Below are 21,294 nucleotides of genomic sequence, written 5' to 3'. Positions count from 1 at the left end.
TCCGCAGTTTCACGTACAGTCAGTCTGGCTTCAAGCTCGACAAGAAGGGCGGTCAGACTGTCCTCTCACTCTCGAAACTCGCGGACATACCGATTCGGCTTCACCGCGCCATCCCCGACGACGCGACACTCAAGCAGGTCACGGTCAAGAAGGAACCGACGGGCGAGTGGTTCGCCACGTTCGGCATCGAAATGGACCGTGAACCGCCCGAGCCGCCCGAGAATCCCGAACGGTGTGTCGGCATCGACGTAGGGATTCTCAAGTACGCCCACGACACCGACGGCACGGCGATCGGGTCGCTCGACCTCTCAAACGAACGCAACCGCTTGGAGCGCGAGCAACGGAAACTCTCGCGCAAACAGCACGGGTCAAACAACTACGAGAAGCAACGGCGGCGCGTTGCGGAGTCTCACGCCGATCTCCGTCGGAAGCGCGGCGACTTCTTACACAAACTCTCAGCGTACTACGCTCGGAAGTACGACCTCGTAGCAGTCGAAGACCTGAACGTGAAGGGGATAATGGAGTCGCCGTCGAACAGCCGCAACACCGCCTCCGCCGCGTGGCGGACGTTCCTCTCGTTGCTCGAATACAAGTGCGAGCGTGAGGGAACGCACTTCGTCGCGGTCAATCCGAGAGGGACGACTAAGGAATGCGCGTCGTGTGGTGTCTCGACGGAGAAGCCGTTGTGGGTCCGTGAACACTCCTGTCCTGCCTGCGGGTTTGAGGCGGACAGGGACGCGAACGCGGCGTGGAACATCCTTTCTCGGGGTCTACAAGATGTAGGAGTGGGACACTCCGAATCAACGCCTGTGGAGACTGCGCTCCCTGTGGATACGCCTGTATCTGCAAAGCGCGTCGTGGAAACAGGAAGCCCTACCCTCAAGGAGCGAACGGCGTCAGCCGTGAGCGAGTAGGGTAGGGTAGTTCACTAACACGTCCGTGGTACCTGTCTGGGCTCGTTCGAGAGATACACCAGACGACACAAATTCGTACGCAACCGAGAACGGCTATGATCGAGTCACTGTTCCGAATTGACGTCGTACTCTTCGTTCTTATCGGCGTACTGGGCGGCGCACACTGTATCGGGATGTGTGGACCGTTAGTGACGATGTACTCGAAGCAAATGGCGCCGCAGCCTGACGGTGGGACGGTAACAGCCAACGACGGGCGTGCCGGTCATCTCACGACCTATGAGGTTCGCCAGCACTTCCTGTTCAATATCGGTCGGGCGACGACGTACGCGATTCTTGGGGCCCTTTTCGGTGCACTCGGAAGCGTCGTATTCGTCACCGCCGACCAACTGACACCGATCGCTGATCTCCTACGGGGTGCTGTCGGTCTTGCGGTAGGGGGATTCATTGTGGCGACGGGCGTTCGGTACGTCATCGGTGGAAGTGGAGGCGATATTCGTATCCCGGGCGTCCAGCGCGTCACGTCGTGGCTCGCAACGAGAGTTCACCGGCACGTCAACAGCCCGAGTATTGTCGGGCTCGGCGCCGTCCACGCGTTTCTTCCCTGCCCGATGCTGTATCCCGCGTATCTGTTTGCCTTCGCGAGCGGCTCCCCCACCACTGGAGGAATCGCTCTCGGTGCCCTCGGTATCGGGACGATCCCGGCTGTCTTCCTCTATGGAACGATTATCCAGTCGATCGACGTTGCGCACCGGCGTCGCGTCCATCGGCTGCTCGGTGTGGTGTTCGTCGTACTGGGGTACGTCTTGTTCGCGCACGGGCTGATGGCGCTCGGCGTCCACCTCCCACACCCGATGTTTCCCCACTACCAGCCGCTCGGCGGGATGGGGCACTGACACGGCTGCGGGTTGCTCGTCTCCCCCAAGCAAGGTGTTCGACGGCCGTACCAGAATCGTATTTAGCACGTGGCCGAGCGATATTATATGACTCACAGCCCCGGATATAATTCGGGATCGCGTCGACACGCCATTCACGCGATCGGAGTGGGGATCGCGGCGGGTCTCGCCGGCTGTCTCGGTGGGAGCGGCGAGTCGATTCCCGACCCAGTAGACTTGTCGGGACAGAAAACGGACTACCAGGGCGGGATGGTGATCGGAGACCATGGCGGCCCCAACGGACAGATCTTCTACGCCAATGTACACCCGGAACCCAGAAGGGGCCGCCGAAGAATCCGAAGACGCTGCGCACCTCGCATGGTTCCACACGCTTGCGCACGGACTCTTTCCGTACCACTTCGATATGGTAGATGACGGTGCAGAGGCGACCGCGATCTACGTTACGGACTACTCCGGCGTCGACTGGGAGGTTCCTGAGGAAGCGGAACGTAAGAAGATGCCGGCACCGACTGCGCCCGATACCTTCGCCGCTGCGACTGGTCTCACTTACGCCGTCGAAACGGATGTGATGGGCGGAATGGGACCGGACCTGATCCCATTCTCTGAGACTGAGGAAGCCGAAACGTTCGCGGACGAGCACGGCGGGCGAACCATCGAATATGACGATATCGATAGATCACTTGTCGAGGGAATCCAGATGACTGAGATGGAATAGGTTGGTCTCTTTTTCGACGTATTCATCTCAGCAATCGTATGAGTGGTTCTGATAGCATGGCTCCCGGCGAGCATCCACGATCACGCTCTTTGTGCGAAGCGTACCAGCTCGGGATCGCCATCCGAAACGAACTCGAAGGATTAGACCTCGTCACCGTATTCGAGAACCTCGATCATTCGACTGACGCGATTGAAGACGGGTATCCAGCGTGGCATCCTGCGCCGCTCTCCTTTCGCGCGATGGTCCTCTCGTTCGTTTTCATGGAGATATCGGGTGACTCATACGCCGGCTTCTCTCGACGACTCACCCGGCAGCCAGAGGTGGCGACGATCCTCGGATTCAGTCGAGTGCCCGACGAATCAGCGTTCTCGCGGGCGTGGCGAAATCGATTCGACGACGCCGTTCACAAGTACGTCTACGCTGCTGCCCACTTCGTTGTCAAAGAAGTCCACGATCGCGACATCCCAGCGCCTGAAGTTCGTCCAAAGACTGAGATCGTTGACGATACCAAAGAAGACCGAGACTCAGTAGAAGACGAATCCTTCTCACAAGAGGAGATCATCCAGACGACACGCCTCGCGCGTGACCACGCCTTCGATTACTTTGACTCTGGTCGAGCGTCGAACGCCTCTTACGAGGATACGCAATTTTTCGAGTTCCAGACGTTCATGGGGATGGTTCGGTGCGGAACCGCGCAGGGAGCGACTCGCTTCCAGTACCGGCGTGGTGAAGAGTACAGCCCACACGGTGACACCCACCTCCGCACCGTCAAGCAATTCGATTCTGAAGAGCTCGTGAACGGATTCAATGAGACGACAGATCGCTTACTCTCCATGATCGCCTCTGAAGCATCGTTCCGGCGACCAGTCACAGCCGCGATCGATATCACCACGATTCCCTATTACGGAGAGGTCGAAGGAATGCCGATGGTCAGCGGGACCGAGGACAGAGACGGTCGAGCATTCAAATTCGCAACCCTCTCGATCATCGGACAGAACATCCCACTGATCTTGGCTGTCGAGCCGGTCCGAGAGAGCTCTGAGTGGGATGAGAACCCGTCGAATCAGATTCATCGTACTGTGCGACGGTTGGTTCGACGAGCGAAAGAACACGTTCCGATCGAGACAGTGCTGTGTGACCGGGAGTTCGACTCGATACAAGTGTTCCAGACACTCTCAAACCTCGATGTGAATTACCTTATTCCCAAGCGGATCTCCAGCTCTGAGCAGGATGTACTTGAACAAATGGAGGAAGACGACCAAGAGGTGGCTGTTGAGTCGGCTTCTGTCCATGTAGAATCTGGATCGCATCCAGTGCGGCTTCTGTACGTGCCGTCGACGAGTGGGGAGGGAACAGCCGTCTTCGCGACGAATCTACGAGTCGGTCCCGAGGAAGCCGAGACGTTCTGTCAGCGCTACAGCCGCCGGTGGCAAATCGAGAGCGAGTACAAATCGATCAAGGGCGACTTTCTCGCCAAGACCTCCTCAAAAGACTACCGCGTTCGCCTGTTCTACTTCGTGTTCGCGGTACTCTTGTACAATATCTGGCGGCTCACCGACTTCCTGCTGAAAGCGGATGTTGATAATGAGATGGACTACGCACCAGTGTTGACTGCGGGTGAGTGTGTTGAGCTCATTGCCTCGTCGTTGATTCCACACGACTAACCCGCTGAGATCTCGCTGGGTCCGCCGCTCAAGAGTGACAACCGTATCCAGCAGCGCCAAAATCCACGCAATTTCGTACGCTCGTCTGGTAGTTCGAGAGTAATAATTCAAAATTGATCCCAGAACGCTGAAAATCACCACGAATTGATGCTAATTCAACCTGGAACTGACCTATCCTCCGAAACTGTGGGACACGCCGAGTGATGAAAGTTGAGACTACAGTGGGTTTAGAGGGGCTGTGATGCGTGGTTTCGGGCAAATTTTCGAGGCGAAGCTGCTTCGGATGTACTCTCGATAGTCTTCTCGTGTCGTACTACCAACTAGACGGTGAATTTCCAAGATCCACGACAGCGTTGCCACTCAGGAATCCGGATGGCCCCAGACAGAGTATCTCTCTATCCGATTCCGGTCTCCTTCTTCAGCAGCGTGAGCGTATTGTCAGCCGTCACGATGGGTGAGTGTTCGTACTCACCCGTCAGCTCGACTTGGACGAGCAAATCGACCGCTCGCCAAACCGAGTACAAGAGACACGCGAATGCGAAGTAGAAGAACCGAAGCCCAAAATTCTTCAACGTCGTCGCCGCCATGAACCGCTTTATCGACCTGTAGCCGCTCTCGATCTCCCACCGAAACCCGTACTCTGTGAGGTGACCGCTCCCGCAATTCGTCATGAACACCGAGTACTGCCGGTGGTCGTCGTGCTCGGAGTCCTCTTTCCGACGGTAGATCAGTGTCGTCTCGTGCCATTCGTTCTTGCCGAGGTGGAGCTTCCGGTCGGTCTCGTAGCGGTCTTGATCGCGCTGGAGCAACCGCTCGGCCTGGGCTTTTTCACTGGTTTGCATTCGTTTCGGCACGACGTACGACAGCCCGCGCTGGCTGAGCATCTCCAGAACGTGCTGGCTGTCGAACTCGCGGTCCATCAGCACGTTATCAACGTGAACCATCTCCTCAGCTGAATCCAAGAGATCCTCGACGATTTCTAAGCGAGATTCACCCTTCCGAACTGGCCGTGCGTCAAGCACGATCGGGACGGCATTGCCGACTAATTGGACTGTCGCCCACTGGTAGGCATATTCGTCGGTCTTCTCCTTCGTCCCGATAATCTCGTCCTCGTAGCCCGCTCTATCTCCTGTGAAGGGATCTGCTTCAGTGATGTCGATCGCGACGATGCCCGCTCGAAAGAACTGTTCCGTCTCCGCGACCTCGTTCAGCAGTCGATTCACTGCTTGCCGGTACATCTCGCGAACCTGTTCAATCGAGAGATCGCGGATGTGCTCGCGATGGGCGTGACCCAGCGGTGTCCGATCCCGAGTCGACTCGTAGAGGAAACTGCGAGCCCCTTCGTTCGCAGCCAGTCGCTCACGAAGTCCGAGATACGTCTGTAAGTCCCAGTACGCGTTTTCGTGAATCTCACAGCCTTCACCACGGTTCAATGAGAACACCGGGAAGACGACGCGGCTAACGTGATCCGTAATCGGTGCCGCTTCGTCAAGAACAACTTGATTGTCTGAGGCCGATTCGTCCGCTTCGTCATCCTGAGATGGATGATGCCGTTCTGGTTCGCGTGGGACGGCGACATCGGCGTTCTGGGCTTTGATGAGGATAGTCCGCGCAGCTGTCTCGACTGTCTCACGCAATTCGGCACTAAAACGCTTGTTCCAACTGCGCCAGAGCGTCGACTGGTCGGGAACGGAGTCGAACCCGATCGAGCGACGGGTTTCTGAGTGCTGCCGGAGGTATTCGACGAACCCTGTTTCGTGGTCCCAGCCATACACTTCTTTCAGCAAGAACGCCCTGAAGAGCTGTAGCATCTCGTATCGAGTCGGACCCGAATACCGGTCGTGCGGACTGAAATCCACGTAGGACAGTGGGCATTGACAGACAAATGCCTGGATCGAGTCGTGGGCTTGGTGGTCAAACCAGGCTCCAGAAACGGCGCGGATATCTTCGGAGAGTGCCGCCAAGGAGTTCCGCTCGTACAGGGGGGTTGAGTCGTATGCTGGCCAATCGACGTATGGACGCTGAGCGATTCGTCGAAAGACATCACGGCGAGAGGAGTTACTTGAGACCACTTGAGCACCCAGACCCTGACTCTTGTACGGACTCGCCTCCATCGGAAGGTGTTCGGTACTGTCCGAAACGAACCAATCCAAACCTGACCGTCATTTTTCTGTTTTCCGTCGTGATTATCCTCTCGCCCTAGGTTTCAACGGTCGTTACGGTGAATAGCGAGTCGTCGGAGAGAACGCTCTGGACGCGGCCGTGCCACACGTCGGCGAATAGCTCGCGGTCGTCTTCGCTCGCTGTTCCGTCAATGATTTGTTGGAGGTTGCTGAGAGCTGGCCCGCCATTCGGAACGTCGCCGACGTGATAGGTCACCTCGACGGTCTCGTCGGTGTCGGTCCGGCGGAAGCGGAACGTCGGGGCAGCACTATCGGGGTCGAACGCGTCGAACGTCAGCATGTTCGTCCGATCACCGTGACTACCGGCGAGCCCACCGAAACCGTCCTCCTGGGCCGCGCCGGTCACATACGAGATGAGGCGTCCCATCACACCGTAGGTGGCGTGGTCACGCGGACCGCCCGCCAGCACCTCGATGTCGCTGCGGACGGGAACCTCGTCCGGGTACAGTGCGTCCAGCCCGAGCTGGGCGATGCGATACGCGCCCGAAGCGGTCGGACAGGAGTGCCCCGCAGCCTTCACGACGTCCTCGTAGGTCACGATAAACGGCTCGCCGGGTTCGAGGACGGCCAGCGCTTCCGCGACGGGATCACGGATCCGGATCGGTTCGACATCGTATTCAACGGTCCAGTTCGATTCAGTGCGGTTCGTTTCGGTCGGCATCGTGTTCTCTGACATTGGTATGGTTGCGAGTGGATTGGTTGGTGATTCTATTCGTACCGGAGCAGGCGCATGCCGTTGAGGATGACCGCGAGCACGCTGGCCTCGTGGACGAGCATCCCCGCCGCGAGCGTGACGTAGCTCGTCAGCACGCCCGCAAGCAGGACCGTCACCGTCAGCACTGCCGCGCCGACGTTCTCGTAGATGTTCCACCGGGTCGCCTTGCTGAGCGTTACCGCGTACGGGATGCGTTCGAGGTCGTCGGCCATCAACGCCATGTCCGCCGTCTCAATGGCGGTATCAGTCCCGGCCGCGCCCATCGCGATCCCGACGTCGGCAGTCGCCAGCGACGGCGCGTCGTTGATGCCATCCCCGACCATCGCCACAACGTGGTCCTCACGGAACTCCTCGATCACGGCCTGTTTGTCCTCCGGAAGGAGTTCGGCCCGGTAGTCGTCGATACCGACCTCCGCCGCGACCGCAGCAGCAACTCGTTCGTTGTCGCCGGTCAGCATCACCGTCTCGATGCCCGCATCCTGGAGCTGGGCGACGACACCGGGTGCGGCCTCGCGGAGTTCGTCGCGCATAGCGACGACGCCCACAACTGTCCCATCGAGCACGACGTGGACAGCAGTCTCGCCGCGCTCCTCACGCTCACGGACGTACTCGGCGACGTCGTCGGGGATAGCGATGTCGCGCTCGTCGAGCAGCGAGCGGTTCCCAACCACAATCTCGCGGCCGTCGTGATAGGCGACGACGCCCTTGCCTGCGACCACGTCGAAGTCGTCAGGGTCGGGAATCGACGGGGTTTCGTCGCCCGTTCCGTCCGTCTCGGCGGCGACTGTGCCTCCGTCTGTAACCGCGCTGGGACGGTCTCGGGCAGCTGCGACGATCGCGTCACCGAGGTGGTGTTCGCTCTTCTTCTCAGCGATGGCCGCAAGCTCGAGCGCCTCGCGGGCGTTCGTCCCGAACCCTTCGACGTCGGCGACGGTGGTCTCGCCTTTGGTGAGCGTGCCCGTCTTGTCGACGGCTACTAGGTCGATCTTACCGGCCCGTTCGAGGTGTTCGCCGCCCTTCATAAGGACGCCCGAGCGGGCGGCGTTGCCGATGGCCGAGACGATGCTGACCGGCGGGCCGATGACGAGCGCGCCCGGGCAGCCGATTACTAGCAGAGTGAGCGACAGCATCGCGTCCTGCGTGACCGCGAACGCACCGATGGAGAGCGCGATCACGCCCGGCGTGTAGTACTTCGCGAAGCGGTCGATCAAGCTCTCCGTCGGGGACTGGGCTTCCTGGGCTTCCTCCACGCGCCGGATAATCCGCTGGAGCGTCGTGTCTGACCCAGCACCGGTGGTCTCGATCTCGATGGCGCCCTCCTGGTTAATGGTGCCGGCGTAGACTTCGTCACCGTCGGCTTTGTGGACGGGCGCACTCTCACCCGTGACGGGGGCTTGATTGACGGCGCTCTCGCCCTCGACGACATCACCGTCGACGGGAATCTTCTCGCCTGGCTTGACAACGACGATTTCACCGTCTTCGACCTCGCAGGCGGGGACTTCTTGCAGGTTACCGTCCCGACGGACCGTCGCCGTGTCGGGGGTCATCTCCAGGAGTTCTTCGAGGGCGTTCCGCGTCTTCCGCATCGTCCGCCCTTCGAGGTAGCTGCCGAGGCTGAACAGGAAGACGACGGCGGCGGCCTCCCAGTAGGCACCGATACCGATGGCGCCGATGGCGGCGATGGTCACGAGCGTCTTGATGCCGAGCGTTTGGCTTTTGACCTCGTGGTAGGCGGTTTTGGCGATGTCGTACCCGCCGACGATGGCTGCCAGGATCAGGATCGCAGCGCTGGCGGTGTCGAAGCCGGTAAGGTAGCCGAGGCTCCAGCCGCCACCGTACAACAGGCCGCTGCTCCCGGCGATGACAGCTTGCCGGTGTTTGCGGTAGTATCGTTTGATGGGTTGCGTGTTCATAAGTCTCTATTTAGGCGGGTTGCGGGGTGTAGCCCTGGTTCTCGATGGTCTGTTCGAACGTGTTGGGGTCGGCGAGGCTGTCGTCATAGTGGATTTCCACACGACCGGTCGAGTAGTGAACCTCCACATCCTCGACGCCCTCGACGTTGCCGAGAGCGCGTTCGACGGTACTCGCACAAGACGGACAGTCGAAGTCCATCACACGGAGTTGGGTTGTGTCGCTCATTGCAATTCTACGTAGTGCCCGTATTGCCATAAGTATTTTTTAGATGATATGTTTGAATGTGGAAATGAGTCGTCGGAACGGTCAAACGGGTCGTCTAGAGCTTTCACTTGTGTGGGTCCGTTCGGAATCCGCCGTGTCGAGAGGTGCTCTTCACCCGCGTCCCGCCACCTTTTCCCCCGTGCTCACTCTCAGTTCTCGTATGAGTGGTTCCGGTACCGATCACCGTCTCGAAGACATCGCGGTGCGCGACACTCGCGTTTCGGACGCGATCGACGAACCAATGCGAGCGATGATTCTGGACATCCTGGGCGAGGAGGCCCTGACCGCGACCGAGGTCCACGAGAATCTGGCGGACCGCGGCGTCGACCGGACGGAGAACACGGTGCGACACCACATCAACGAGCTGCGGGACGCCGATCTCGTCGACGTCGTCCGTTTCGAGGAGGGGCGAGGCGGGACGACGAAGTACTATCACGCGAATACGATCGTCCTCTCGTACTCCTTACCGGATTCTACCGACCCCGCTGTCGAAGAGATGGTCGAAGCTATCCAACCCCAGATTAGGGACGCACTCGTCATGCTTACCGACAAGTACGACGAGGCAATCGAGGAGATCGTCGCGGACATGTAGCCCTGCGAGCACTGCCAAACCCAAAAGTACGAGACGTACGTCCTACTGACGATCCTCCGACGTGCGTTCGTACGTGCTTACTGGGAATCGTAAGTGAAGACAGTGGCTCAGCGGTGGCAACATCCATTGGCTCGATTCAGGGTGAGAAATTTATCGTTGCTAAATCCAGCTCCAGCGGTTCCGAGTAGTTGTGATGATACAATCAGTCGCCACGTTATTTTGATTTAGCATCGAAAACACCAATAGTGGCCGGCATATTTGTATGAATACCACTGATGGAGCGAGATGACTTCGACGAGACGGCTCCCGGTGAAATCGTTCCTACGACGACACCGAAGGGGACGTATTCAGCGTTCCGGCCTGATCCCCTCCCTCCTTCAATCAACACTGAACAGCTCATCACACCACTGGCGGAGGCGACACAGGCACTCGGTCGGCTCCACGGTATCGGCCCACGTGTTGGCTCAAGAGAGATCCTGATTGAACCGTTCATCCGAAAGGAAGCACTGGAATCCTCGCAAATCGAAGGGACACATGCTACCCTTTCAGATATCTACGCTTACGAGGCCGGACAGGAAGCCCTCATCGACGAAGACAGGCAACAGGGAACCCAAGAAGTCGTAAACTATCTGCGCGCGCTGACGCACGGATTAGATGCGATCACAGTTGGCGATCCGATTACTGTCGAGCTGTTGTGCAAAATGCACGACCAGTTGCTTTCGGGTGTTCGTGGGGATGAGGCTGACCCAGGAGAACTCCGTACGACCCAGAACTTCATCGGTAGTACACCATACATTCAGGACGCCAGGTACGTGCCGCCCCCTCCGAACGAGATCCCCGATCTTCTTGAAGACTTGCTCGAGTATGCGAGTCAGGATACAGATTTTCATCCGCTTCTTCGAATCGGACTGATTCACTACCAGTTCGAGACGATCCACCCGTTTCTTGATGGGAATGGACGGCTCGGCCGACTGTTGATCAGCCTCCTCTTACAGCGTGACGGTCTCTTACCCGAACCATATCTCTACCTAAGTTCGTATTTCAATGCACGACGGTCAGAATACGTCGATCATCTCTTGGCAGTCAGCCAGCGCGGTGATTGGGAAGAATGGCTCCTGTTCTTCTTACGTGGTGTACAGTCGCAGGCAGATGAGGCCCATCAACGTGCGAACTTGCTGGTCGACCTCCGAGAAGACTATCAACAACGCTACCAGAGTGAGCGGTCTGAGAATATCCTCGAACTAGTCATGCGACTCTTCGAGGACCCGTATCTCGACGTGAACACAGCAGCCGACTGGTTAGATGTCGAATACAGTACGGCGAATCGGCTAGTTGCTCAGCTGGAGGATGATGGGATACTCGAAGAACTCACCGGAAAAGAGCGCAATCGGTTCTATCGGGCGAGTGAAGTCTTCGAGATAATTAACAAGCCAATTGACCAACTCTAGATGGAGGACCTGATCAGAGCGGGCCATATGCATTGAGAAGAGCGGCCTCAACTTCTGGCCGAGTGAGATTCTGTATCGCCGTATGTGGTTTATTCGGCGCCGAACGCCCGAACGCTCTCGAACGAGCCGTCGGCGATGGCGGCGGCGATGGCCTCCGTGTCGGCGTCTCGGGGGACTTCGTGGGGATACTTCCGAGCGAAGTAGCGCAGGAGGTTCCCGACGTCGCGTTCGAGGAACTCCCGGGCGTTCTCGTGGTCGACGGGCACCGCCTGCGGCCAGTCGAATATCGTCACGCCGCTCTCGGCGACCGCGACGTTGTGTTCGGAGGCGTCGGCGTGGACCCAGCCCAGCTCGTGCGCCGTCGCGAGCTCGCGGAGGATCAAGTCGAGGACGCCGACCGCCTGCTCGGGGTCGAGTTTCGCGCGCGCGAGCTCGACGCCCGCGAACTTCTCCATCACGATGGCGTGCCGGTTGTGGTCGACCGGCCGAGGGACGCTCACGTCGGGGTACAGCGCCTCCATCGCCTCGTACTCGCGTTCCGCCGCCTTGCGCGCGGTGTAGAGCCACGAGACGTGATCGCGGTCGGCAGTGTACTCGCGCTCGCGGTTCACCTCGCGGAAGTTGGTGTACCCCTCGCGGTGGTACTTCAGGGCGAGCGGGCGGAACGACTGCGCCTCGTACACGTCGCCCTCCTTGCCGAGCCCGAGCGGCGATCCCACGCCGTCGATCGTCTCGCGTTCGGCGAACGTCCGGAGCGCCAAGGCGTCGTACCCCTCGAAGGTGAGCTGGTACCCCTCGTACTGGATCGTCTTCCGCTCGATCAGCTCGCGGTCGAGGCACCGGTCGATCCGGTAGTCGACCTCCTCGCGCGTCAGGTCGGCGTACTCCGGGAGCTTGTCGCGGCGGACCCACTCCGAGAAGCGCATCCCCTGCTCGACGCCCGAGAGGAGGTAGAAGTCCTCGGGGTCGAGGTCGGCCATGTCGCCGGCGACGTTTCGCACCATACGCGCTCCTACTCCGGCGATTCGTAAAAGGGACGCGCGTTCGGGCGCGGCCAATAAATTATATGCTGCGATAACAAATCCAATTCACGGTCCCGAACTCGGTCGTCGCGGACGACGGCCCACCCGTGGTCGGTCGGTTGTCCGCGAGAGAAGGGTCCGTTCGAGGGTGGTAAGTGGGGGCCGCCGCTACGTCCGAATCCGAATGGACCGATCGAACGCGACGGCAGAGTGCGGCTGCTGCGGGCGGTCGATCCGCGGCGAACCGGTCCGCGGCGAACGCGGGACCGCGTTCTGTAGCTCCGGCTGCCGAGACATCCGGCGCACGCTCGGTCCGGCGGCGGAAGGAGGGGCGGATTCGGCGTCGGAACCGGGAGGGAGTCCGAGGGCGGCGTCGCCGGCGGCTCCCGACGGCCGCGTCGAGACGTTCTTCCGGATCGACGGGATGCACTCTCCGACGTGCGAGGAGTACCTCGAGTCCGTCGCCGACTCCGTTTCCGGGGTCTCCGACGCGGAGGCCAGCTACGTCACGGAGACGGTCCGGGTCGCCCACGACCCGGAGGCCGTGTCCGCCGGCGAACTACGCGAGTCGCTGAGTCGGACGGGATACACGGCGTTCCTTCGGGACGACGCGGCGGACTCCGAGACGGGCTCGGCGGAAGCGCGGCGAAGCCGGGAGATGTCTGGGAGCCGGAAGCGCCGAAGCGACGAGGTCCTCGGGCTCCGGTACGCCGCTGGGATCGTTTTTGGTGCGTTCCTGCTCGTGCCGTACGTCTCGGTGATGTACCCGACCCACCTCGCGCCGTACTTGGACCTCGCGTTCCTCGACGCGTTCGAGGGGGCGTTTCGGTTGACCGGCGCGAGCGGCTTCCTGTTTTTGCGCGTCTACTTCGTGTTGACCGCGGTCATCCTGTTTTTCACCGGGATGCCAGTGTTGCGCGGGGCGTACGTCGGCCTGAAGATGCGGCGGCCGACGACGGACGTGCTCGTCGCGGTCACCGCCGTGAGTGCGTTCGCGTACGGGACCGGTGCGGTGCTGCTCGGTGACAACGATATCTTCTACGACCTCACGCTCGTGGTAGCGGCGGTCGCGACCGGGGTCGCCTTCTTCGAGGCGTCGGTCAAGCGGGGAGCGCTGGATCGGCTCACCGAGCTCACGGTGTCGCAGGCGAGCGAGGCTCGGCGGCTGGACGCGGACGGCGAGCCGAGACAGGTCTCCGTGGGCATGCTCGCGCCGGGCGACCGGATCCTCGTCCGCGCGGGAGAGCGGATCCCGGTCGACGGGACGCTCGTCGGCGACGACTGTACGGTGAAGGAGGCGGTCGTCACCGGCGAGGCGCTCCCGGTCCCGAAGCGGACCGGCGACGAGGTCGTCGGCGGCGCCGTCGTCAGCGGCGGGGCCGCCGTCGTCGAGGTCAGTGACCCGGTGACGAGCAGCGTCGACCGCATCACCGACTCGCTGTGGTCGATCCAGAGCGCCGACCACGGGATCCGACGCCGGGCCGACCGGCTCGCGTCCCGCGTTGCGTGGGCCCTCGCCGCCCTCGCCGTCACGGTCGGGGTCGGCGCGTTCGCCGTGGGGCGGAGCGGACCGGAGGCGGCGATGACGGCGCTGCTCGGGCTGCTCGTCGCGACTCCGTGGGCGCTTGGCGTCGCGACCCCGCTGTCAGTCGCGACGAGCATCCGAGACGCGATGGAGCGAGGGGTCGTCGTCCTCGACGACACAATCTTCGAACGGCTCCGGGAAGTCGACGTCGTCGTCTTCGACAAGACGGGCACGCTCACCACCGGCGAGATGGACGTGGTCTCGACCGACGCGCCCGACGGCGCGCTCGCTGCGGCCGCCGCCTTGGAGCGTCGGGCCGCGCACCCGGCCGCGGCCGCCGTCGTCTCCGCCGTCGACGGAGTCGACGGCCGGGCGGACGCGACGCAGCCGGACGTACGGGAGTTCCGCACGCACGCGAAGGGCGTGTCCGGAACTGTCGACGGCCGGGAGGTGCTCGTCGGGAGCCTCGGTCTGTTCGTGGACGAGGGCTGGCGCGTCGCTGCGGACGTCGAGAGCGCGGCCCGGGAGGCACGGGGGTTCGGGCGCCTGCCGGTCGTCGTCGGTCGGGACGGGCGGGCGGAGGGGCTCGTCGTCGTGGGCGACGAACCCCGGGAGGGCTGGGCGGAGACGGTGGCGAGCCTCCGCGAACGGGGCGTCGAGGTCGTCGTCCTCACCGGTGACGACCCCGAGGCGACCGACTTCTTCGCCGAGCAGGAGGCGGTCGCCCACGTCTTCGCCGGGGTTCCGCCCGAGGGGAAGACGGCCGCGATCCGGCGGCTCCAGCGGGACCACCGCGTCGCCATGGTCGGCGACGGGACCAACGACGCGCCGGCACTCGCTGCGGCCGACCTCGGAATCTCGCTCGGGAGCGGGACGGCGCTGGCGGCGGACGCCGCTGACATCGCGATCGTCGACGACGACCTTTCGCTCGTCGAGACGACCTTCGACCTCGCGGCGGCGGCGCGGCGGCGTGTGGGACAGAACCTCGGTCTCGCGCTGGTGTACAACGGGATCGCGGTCCCCGTCGCGCTCGTCGGGCTGTTCAATCCGCTGACGGCGATGGGCGCCGTCGTCGTCTGCGGCGGGCTCGTCGGGCTGAACGCCTCGCGTCCGCTGCTGGGCGACTGAGAGCGGCGGCGCGGCCGGAGCCGAGCGCAACGGCTTTCGGAGCGGCGGTCGAGTGTCGGGGTATGACCGCGCCCGCCGTCGACTGGCAGCTGATCCGCGAGGAGGCCCGCCCCGGCCCGATGCAGATGGCGTTGGACGAGGTGGCCGCCGAGACCGCCGCGGCGGGCGGGCCGGCGACCGTTCGCACCTACCGCTGGGAGCCGAGCTGTCTCACCCTCGGCCGTCATCAGGACCCGGAGACCGTCGACTGGGCGTTCTGCGAGCGCGAGGGGATCGACGTGACGCGCCGGCAGACGGGCGGCGGCGGGATCTACCACGACGGGCGCGGCGACATCGCCTACTCCATCGCGGTGCCCGCCGACACGGTTCCGGGCGAGCTGCTCGACTGCTACCACCTCCTGTGCGAGCCCGTCCTCGACGCGTTCGACCGGCTCGGAATCGACGCGGACTACGTCGACGAGTCGGTGCCGGCGCTGTACCACCCGGCCTGCTACCTCCGCGAGCTTCACCCGGCGCACGACGTGGTCGCGCGAGTGGGGAACAGCGGCGACGCGGACGACGGGAAGGAGGCGGGCGACGGCCGGAAGATCGCGGGCAACGCGCAGTACCGAAAGCGAGAGGCGGTGATCCAGCACGGGTCGCTGACGTTTTCGGTGGACGCCGGCCGCCACCTCGGCGTCTTCGCCGACCCGCCGGTGACGCCCGGGGCGTTCCGCGAGCGCGTCGTCGGGATGGACGAGCTGGTCGACGTCGACCGCGCGGACGCGGTGGCGGCCGTCGAGGCCGCGCTTCTCGACTGGGCGGGAGCGGCGCCCGACGCGACCGTGAATGCGGACGGGTCGTGGACGGACGCCGAGCTGGAGCGGGCCGAGGAGATCGCCGCGGAGAAGTACCGGAGCGAGGCGTGGGTCCGGACGCGACCGGGATCGCGGACGCGCGAGACGTAGCCTCCGTCCGGCGGCGGACGACGGCTTCCGAAGGGGCTTTTTCTGCCGCCCCCCAGTGTCAGGTATGAGTCTCAACGTCGGCGCGCACGTATCCATTTCCGCTTCGAGAGCATCGAACGATCCGGAAACGCCGCCACACGGGAACATCGCGAACGCGGTGTTCAGACAGAAGCAGTTCGGCGGCAACTGCGGACAGATATTCACCCACTCGCCGCAGGTGTGGCAGGACCCGGACATCGACGACGAGGCGGCCGAGCAGTTCCGAGCGGAGACCGAACGCGAGATGGAGGGGCCGTGGGTGATCCACACCTCCTACCTCGTGAACCTCTGTACGCCGAAGGAGGGGCTCCGCGAGAAGTCGCTCGACTCGATGCAAAGGGAGGTCGACGCGGCCGACAAGCTGGGAATCCCGTACGTCAACGTCCACCTCGGCGCGCACACGGGCGCGGGCGTCGAGGGCGGCCTCGACAACGCCGCCTCGGTGATCAACGACCTCGACGTGCCCGACGGCGTGACGATCCTGATCGAGAGCGACGCGGGCGCGGGGACGAAGCTCGGCGGCGAGTTCGAACACCTCGCGGGGATCATCGACCGCACGGAGACGGAGATCGACGTCTGCGTCGACACCGCCCACGCCTTCGCCGCGGGCTACGACCTCTCGACGCCCGAGGCGGTCGACCAGACGATCGGGGAGTTCGACGACGTGGTCGGGTTAGACCACCTCAAATACGTCCACCTCAACGACTCGAAACACGAGTGCGGCACCAACAAAGACGAGCACGCCCACATCGGCGAGGGCCACATCGGCGAGGCGGGGATGGAGCGGTTCCTCAACCACCCCGCCCTCGCGGACGTGCCGCTCGCGCTGGAGACGCCGACGGAGGACGGGAAGAGCTTCGCGTGGAACATCGACCGAGTGCGCGAGCTCCGGCGCGACTGACCGGCGCGACGCGTCGGGGGCGGGCCGGACGGCAGCCGTCCGTCCGACGCGATTTTAAGTAACCGCGTGAGTGATCCACGGACATGCCCACCACAGAGGGGTTGCTGTTCGGGCGGCGCCGCGACCGCGCTGTCGGGCTGGTGGTCGGGTTCGCCGGCGCCGTGACGCTCGCGCTCGTCGCCGCCTTCGTCGCCGAGTCAGTGGGCGCCACGACGGCGAGCGCCCTGACCGACCGGCTCCTGCCGCTGCTGGTGTTTTACGCGCCCGGGCCGCTGGCCGCCGCCGGGGCGTACGCGCGCTGCGGCGGGCCGGCGTGTCTGGCCGTCGGCGTCGTGCCGGCCGCCGTCCTCGGGGGGTTCGTCCTCCTCGGGACCGTCGTCGGAGTCCCCGGCGTCAACGGGGGGAATCCGGCGATCGGCGACGTGACGGTGAGCTTCGCCGCGATCGGCGTGACCAGCGCGTTCGTCGGCTACTGCGCCGGCGTGACCGCCGTCCTCGCCGCCGACCTGCTGGGGTTCGGAAGCGGTGACGGCGACGAAGACGCGAGTCCCGAGGGCGACGAGTGAGGAGCGGGACGGAGGGCTGACCGCGACCGATCTCCGGACGTTTATTTTCGCCCGCGGCGAAGCGGGTCCGTGCGACGCTTCTCCGCCGAGTACCTCGAACACACCCGTCGCGGGATGTGGGAGGACGACCGCGACGCGCTCGCGGACCTCGAGTTAGCGAGCCGCGAGCGCGTCCTCGACGTCGGCTGTGGCACCGGCGAGCTGACCCGCGTGCTGGCCGAAGAGGCGGGCGCGGGAAAGGGGGGCGACGCGGGAGACGCCGACCCGACGGGCGCGACCGTGATCGGCGTCGACGCCGACCCGGAACTCCTCGCGGTCGCTCGCGAGGCCGAGCAGAGAGCGAGCGGCGAGTCCGAGCAGGGAGCGGACCATGAATCCGGGCGGGGGACGGACCGCGAGGGGCGGATCGACTACCTCGCGGGCGGCGCGACCCGACTGCCGGTCCGCGACGGCGCGGTCGATCTGGCGGTCTGTCAGGCGCTGCTGATCAACCTCCCGGACCCGACCGCCGCAGTCCGCGAGCTCGCCCGCGTCTCCGGGGACCTCGTCGCCGCGATCGAGCCGGACAACGCGGACGTGCGGGTGGCCTCGACGGTTGACGCCGAGGAGCGGCTGGAGCGCGAGGCGCGCGAGGCGTACGTCGACGGCGTGGAGACGGACGTCGCGCTCGGCGACCGCGTGTGCGACGCGTTCGACGCGGCCGGGCTGGTCGACGTGCGCACCCGGCGGTACGTCCACGAGAAGCGGACCGAGCCGCCGTACGCCGAGGCCGCGCTGCGCTCGGCGGCGCGGAAGGCCTCGGGCGCGGGGCTGGCCGACCACCGCGACGAGCTGGTGGCCGCGACCTCCGAGGCCGAGTACGACGACCTCCGCGGCCGCTGGCGCGATATGGGTCGCGAGGTCGTCGACGCCATCGGCGCCGGGGAGTACGAGCGCGTCGAGTACGTCCCGTTCGACGTGACGGTGGGGCGGGTGGCGTAAGCGACCGCCGCGTCCGGAAGGCCGAAGTCGGAGCGGGGCGACGAATAGGACATGCCAGCCGCGCTCGTGACGGGGTCTTCGCGGGGAATCGGACGGGCGATCGCGCTTCGGTTCGCCGCCGACGGCTACGACGTCGCCGTCAACTACCACACCGGCGACGAGGCCGCCGAGGCGGTCGCGGACGCGGTCCGTGACCGGGGTCGAGAGGCGGTGGTCGTGGGCGCCGACGTGTCGGACGCCGACGCGGCCGAGCGGCTCGTGTCGGCCGCCGCCGACGCGCTCGGCGGGGTGGACCACGTCGTCAACAACGCCGGGATCGACCAGCACGTGTACACCGCGGAGCTCGATCCGGACGACTTCGACCGGATCATGGACGTCAACGTCAACTCCGCGTTCAACGTGACGAAGGCGGCGCTTCCCTACCTCGCGGAGTCCGACGACGACCCTTCGGTGACGAACGTCTCCTCGATCCTCGCGCACACCGGCGCGCCGATCGAGTGCCACTACGCCGCCTCGAAGGGGGCGCTCCTCTCGCTCACCCGGAGCCACGCCGCCGACTTCGCGCCCGACGTGCGGGTGAACGCGATCGCGCCCGGCCACGTGGAGACGGACATGACCGACGACCGGACGCCGGAGGAGAAGCGCGAGGAGCTGGCGGAGATCCCCGTCGACCGGTACGGCCAGCCGGAGGACATCGCCGACGCGGCCGCCTACCTCCGGGACGCGACGTTCGTCACGGGCGAGACGCTGAACGTGAACGGCGGGGAGCTGATGCGATAGGGAGTCGCGGGTAGCGGAGAGCGGGGGTGACGACGGGGCCGGCGCTCAGTACTCCGCCAGCCCGGCCTCGATCCGGTCGAACCCCTCTTCCAACCGGTCGACGGAGTTCGCGAAGGAGAGCCGGAGCCGCCCGGGGGCCGTGTCGCCGAAGCCGTCACCGGGCGCGAGCACGACGCCGTGCTCCCGGAGGAGGTACTTCGCGACGTCGACCGCGGGCGCGTCGATTCCGGGGTCGAGGAAGGCGTAGAACGCGCCCTCGGGGTGGGGAGCCGAGAGCCCGTCGATGGCGTCGATCCGGTCGACGACGAGGTCGCGCCGCTCCTCGAACGCCCGGTACATCTCCTCGAACGGTTCCTGGGGACCCGTCAGGGCCGCGATCGCGGCGTGCTGGGCGACGCTCGACGCGCAGGCCGTGGTCGACTCGCGGACCGTCGCCACCTCGTCGATCACGTCGCGGTCGCCGGCGAGCCAGCCCAGCCGCCACCCGGTCATCGCGTACCGTTTCGAGCAGGAGCCGACCGTCAGCACGTGGTCCGGGTGTCCGGTGTACGCGGCGATCCCCTCGGCGGGGCCGTCGTAGGTGAGCCCGAGATACACCTCGTCGGCGATCACGTACGCGTCGCGATCGGCCGCCGCCTCGACGACCGCCCGGCACTCGTCGCGGTCGAAGAGGCGGCCGGTGGGGTTCGACGGCGTCGTGAGCACGACCGCCGCGGTGTCGTCGCTCATCGCGTCGATCACGCGGTCCGCGTCGAGGGCGAACCCCGTCTCCGCGGGCATCGACACCTCGCGGAACGTTCCGTCCGCGAGCGTCGCCTGCGTCTCGTAGTTGGGCCACGCCGGCCCCGGGACGAGCAGTTCCTCGCCCGGCGACACCGTCGCGAGGACCGCGAGGTGGAGCGCCTCCATCCCGCCGACGGTGACGACGATCTCGTCGGGGTCGTGCTCGACGCCGTACTCGCCGGCGAGCGTGTCGCTGATCGCCCGCCGGCACTCCGGGAGTCCCGCGTTCGAGGTGTAGTGGGTCGCGCCGCTGCGGGCGGCGCTCGCGGCCGCGTCGATCACGTGCTCGGGCGTGTCGAAGTCGGGTTCGCCGACCTCCAGTCTGACGAGGTCGCCGTCGTGACGCTGTGCGAGGTCGAACATCACGCGGATCCGCGAGCGCTCCGCGCGGCGGACGCGGTCGGTGGGAGTCGGCATACGGTCCACACGGCGAACCCGCCAAAAAACCGTCCGGTGGCGGCCAAACGCGGCCGGAGTGGAGAGGAGCGGGGAGGAGACGCGCCGACCCCCGTCCGCCGGCTACACCATGTCGCCGCGCACCGACGCCCCCTCCTGCTCGGCGCGCTGCTGTTCGAGCACGTCCGCGGCCGCGTTCGCGGCGTCCTCGTCGGCGCCTAACATTTCGAGCGCGGCGGGCAGCGTCGGCATCGCCAGCGAGGCCTCGCGCAGGCGCTGGAAGGCTTCGTCGTCGCGCTCGCCGTCGACCCACAGACAGACGCCGCGGGGGTCGAGCACCTCCTCGTAGGCGTCGCGGGCCAGCGCGCCCTTCAGGCGCTGGCGCACGTTGTCCTCGAAGCTCGCGTTACACACTTCGAGGTGGATCGGTTCGTCGTCGCCGGAGTGCGTCCGGCTGTCACCGGGCTTCGCCCGGTTGCCCGAGGGACCGTGTCCCTCGCTGCCAGAGGGACGGAGCCCCTCGCTGTCCACGAGTTCGGCCGCGAGACACTTCTCGGGCGCCGCGTACCCGTTGTCGCTCGTGCGCACGCGGTCCGGGTGCGCCCGCGCCCACTCGGCGTCGACCGTGGTCCCGACGCCCTTCACGCCGTACTCGGCCTCGAACTCGGCGGCCGCGTCGGCGTCGCCGCCCATGATCACGTCCTTCGTGAGGTAGACGTCGAGCCGGTCGACCGGGTCGAGACCGAGGGCGACGTCGCCGAACGCCCACACCTCGCGGACGGGCACCGGCATCGGCTCGCTCTCGACGCGGTCGACGAGGGTCTCCAAGCGGTCGACGGCGCGGTCGCGTTCCATTGGCGACGGCTACGCCGCGGGCGGGGAAACCGGTTGCGCTCGGGCGGACGGGTCCGGGACGGAGCCGGA

The 21,294-nt window shown here is 64.6% G+C and carries 18 protein-coding genes and 1 pseudogene; 12 read left to right on the top strand and 7 right to left on the bottom strand.

Features of this window, described 5'->3' with window-relative positions; all coding sequences use genetic code 11:
- The 4 genes from EXE46_RS12840 to EXE46_RS12825 all read left to right on the top strand — a co-directional run.
- The coding region (locus tag EXE46_RS12840) for an RNA-guided endonuclease TnpB family protein (RefSeq protein ID WP_137688784.1) at positions 1 to 914 on the top strand (914 nt) is incomplete at its 5' end.
- 95 nt (positions 915 to 1,009) lie between these two features.
- A complete protein-coding gene (locus EXE46_RS12835) occupies positions 1,010 to 1,807 on the top strand; it encodes a sulfite exporter TauE/SafE family protein (protein ID WP_137688783.1) in 798 nt (265 codons plus the stop codon).
- A 298-nt stretch (positions 1,808 to 2,105) separates the two neighbouring features.
- Positions 2,106 to 2,522, top strand: coding sequence for a nitrous oxide reductase accessory protein NosL (locus tag EXE46_RS12830; RefSeq protein ID WP_241981559.1), 417 nt, complete (start codon positions 2,106 to 2,108; stop codon positions 2,520 to 2,522).
- Between the two features lie 38 nt (positions 2,523 to 2,560).
- The gene (locus EXE46_RS12825; RefSeq protein WP_199234167.1) at positions 2,561 to 4,186 is read left to right on the top strand and encodes a transposase; all 1,626 of its coding nucleotides are present in this window, start codon (positions 2,561 to 2,563) and stop codon (positions 4,184 to 4,186) included.
- Positions 4,187 to 4,581: 395 nt separating this feature from the next.
- Here the strand turns inward: EXE46_RS12825 and EXE46_RS12820 are convergent, their stop codons facing one another.
- From EXE46_RS12820 to EXE46_RS12805, 4 genes are all read right to left on the bottom strand, one after another.
- Positions 4,582 to 6,300, bottom strand: a complete 1,719-nt coding sequence (locus EXE46_RS12820) for a transposase (RefSeq protein ID WP_394348201.1) — start codon at positions 6,298 to 6,300, stop codon at positions 4,582 to 4,584.
- Positions 6,301 to 6,385: 85 nt separating this feature from the next.
- Positions 6,386 to 7,045, bottom strand: coding sequence for a hypothetical protein (locus EXE46_RS12815; protein ID WP_137688782.1), 660 nt, complete (start codon positions 7,043 to 7,045; stop codon positions 6,386 to 6,388).
- A gap of 32 nt (positions 7,046 to 7,077) precedes the next feature.
- On the bottom strand, positions 7,078 to 8,997 hold the full coding sequence (locus EXE46_RS12810; RefSeq protein ID WP_137688781.1) for a cation-translocating P-type ATPase: 1,920 nt from the start codon (positions 8,995 to 8,997) through the stop codon (positions 7,078 to 7,080).
- Between the two features lie 10 nt (positions 8,998 to 9,007).
- The gene (locus tag EXE46_RS12805) at positions 9,008 to 9,223 is read right to left on the bottom strand and encodes a heavy-metal-associated domain-containing protein (RefSeq protein ID WP_137688780.1); all 216 of its coding nucleotides are present in this window, start codon (positions 9,221 to 9,223) and stop codon (positions 9,008 to 9,010) included.
- 199 nt (positions 9,224 to 9,422) lie between these two features.
- On the opposite strand from EXE46_RS12805, the pseudogene EXE46_RS12800 reads away from it, so the two are divergent.
- Positions 9,423 to 9,947, top strand: a pseudogene (locus tag EXE46_RS12800) (winged helix-turn-helix domain-containing protein).
- Positions 9,948 to 10,129: 182 nt separating this feature from the next.
- Positions 10,130 to 11,302 carry a Fic family protein gene (locus tag EXE46_RS12795; RefSeq protein ID WP_137688779.1) on the top strand — a complete coding sequence of 391 codons (1,173 nt, stop codon included), beginning with the start codon at positions 10,130 to 10,132 and terminating at the stop codon, positions 11,300 to 11,302.
- 89 nt (positions 11,303 to 11,391) lie between these two features.
- Here the strand turns inward: EXE46_RS12795 and EXE46_RS12790 are convergent, their stop codons facing one another.
- Entirely contained in the window at positions 11,392 to 12,306 is a 915-nt protein-coding gene (locus EXE46_RS12790) for a serine/threonine-protein kinase RIO2 (protein ID WP_137688778.1), read from the bottom strand.
- A 202-nt stretch (positions 12,307 to 12,508) separates the two neighbouring features.
- On the opposite strand from EXE46_RS12790, the gene EXE46_RS12785 reads away from it, so the two are divergent.
- The 6 genes from EXE46_RS12785 (at position 12,509) to EXE46_RS12760 (ending at position 19,191) form a co-directional block, all read left to right on the top strand.
- Positions 12,509 to 14,977, top strand: coding sequence for a cation-translocating P-type ATPase (locus EXE46_RS12785; RefSeq protein WP_137688777.1), 2,469 nt, complete (start codon positions 12,509 to 12,511; stop codon positions 14,975 to 14,977).
- Between the two features lie 62 nt (positions 14,978 to 15,039).
- Positions 15,040 to 15,924 carry a biotin/lipoate A/B protein ligase family protein gene (locus EXE46_RS12780; protein WP_137688776.1) on the top strand — a complete coding sequence of 295 codons (885 nt, stop codon included), beginning with the start codon at positions 15,040 to 15,042 and terminating at the stop codon, positions 15,922 to 15,924.
- A 64-nt stretch (positions 15,925 to 15,988) separates the two neighbouring features.
- The gene (locus EXE46_RS12775; RefSeq protein ID WP_137688775.1) at positions 15,989 to 16,864 is read left to right on the top strand and encodes a deoxyribonuclease IV; all 876 of its coding nucleotides are present in this window, start codon (positions 15,989 to 15,991) and stop codon (positions 16,862 to 16,864) included.
- Between the two features lie 83 nt (positions 16,865 to 16,947).
- The gene (locus EXE46_RS12770; RefSeq protein WP_137688774.1) at positions 16,948 to 17,430 is read left to right on the top strand and encodes a hypothetical protein; all 483 of its coding nucleotides are present in this window, start codon (positions 16,948 to 16,950) and stop codon (positions 17,428 to 17,430) included.
- 69 nt (positions 17,431 to 17,499) lie between these two features.
- Positions 17,500 to 18,411: a class I SAM-dependent methyltransferase gene (locus tag EXE46_RS12765; protein WP_137688773.1), complete on the top strand. Its 912-nt coding sequence runs from the start codon at positions 17,500 to 17,502 to the stop codon at positions 18,409 to 18,411.
- Between the two features lie 51 nt (positions 18,412 to 18,462).
- A complete protein-coding gene (locus EXE46_RS12760) occupies positions 18,463 to 19,191 on the top strand; it encodes a 3-oxoacyl-ACP reductase family protein (RefSeq protein WP_137688772.1) in 729 nt (242 codons plus the stop codon).
- Positions 19,192 to 19,236: 45 nt separating this feature from the next.
- Here the strand turns inward: EXE46_RS12760 and EXE46_RS12755 are convergent, their stop codons facing one another.
- Positions 19,237 to 20,391, bottom strand: coding sequence for a pyridoxal phosphate-dependent aminotransferase (locus EXE46_RS12755; protein WP_137688771.1), 1,155 nt, complete (start codon positions 20,389 to 20,391; stop codon positions 19,237 to 19,239).
- 102 nt (positions 20,392 to 20,493) lie between these two features.
- Complete coding sequence (locus tag EXE46_RS12750; RefSeq protein ID WP_137688770.1) at positions 20,494 to 21,225, bottom strand: hypothetical protein; 732 nt, start codon at positions 21,223 to 21,225, stop codon at positions 20,494 to 20,496.
- Positions 21,226 to 21,294: the final 69 nt, after the last annotated feature.

Source organism: Halorubrum sp. GN11_10-6_MGM (assembly GCF_005435165.1).
Lineage (GTDB): Archaea > Halobacteriota > Halobacteria > Halobacteriales > Haloferacaceae > Halorubrum.
Note: the sequence above shows the minus strand (reverse complement) of the source record. Positions and strands in the feature narration are given on the sequence as shown.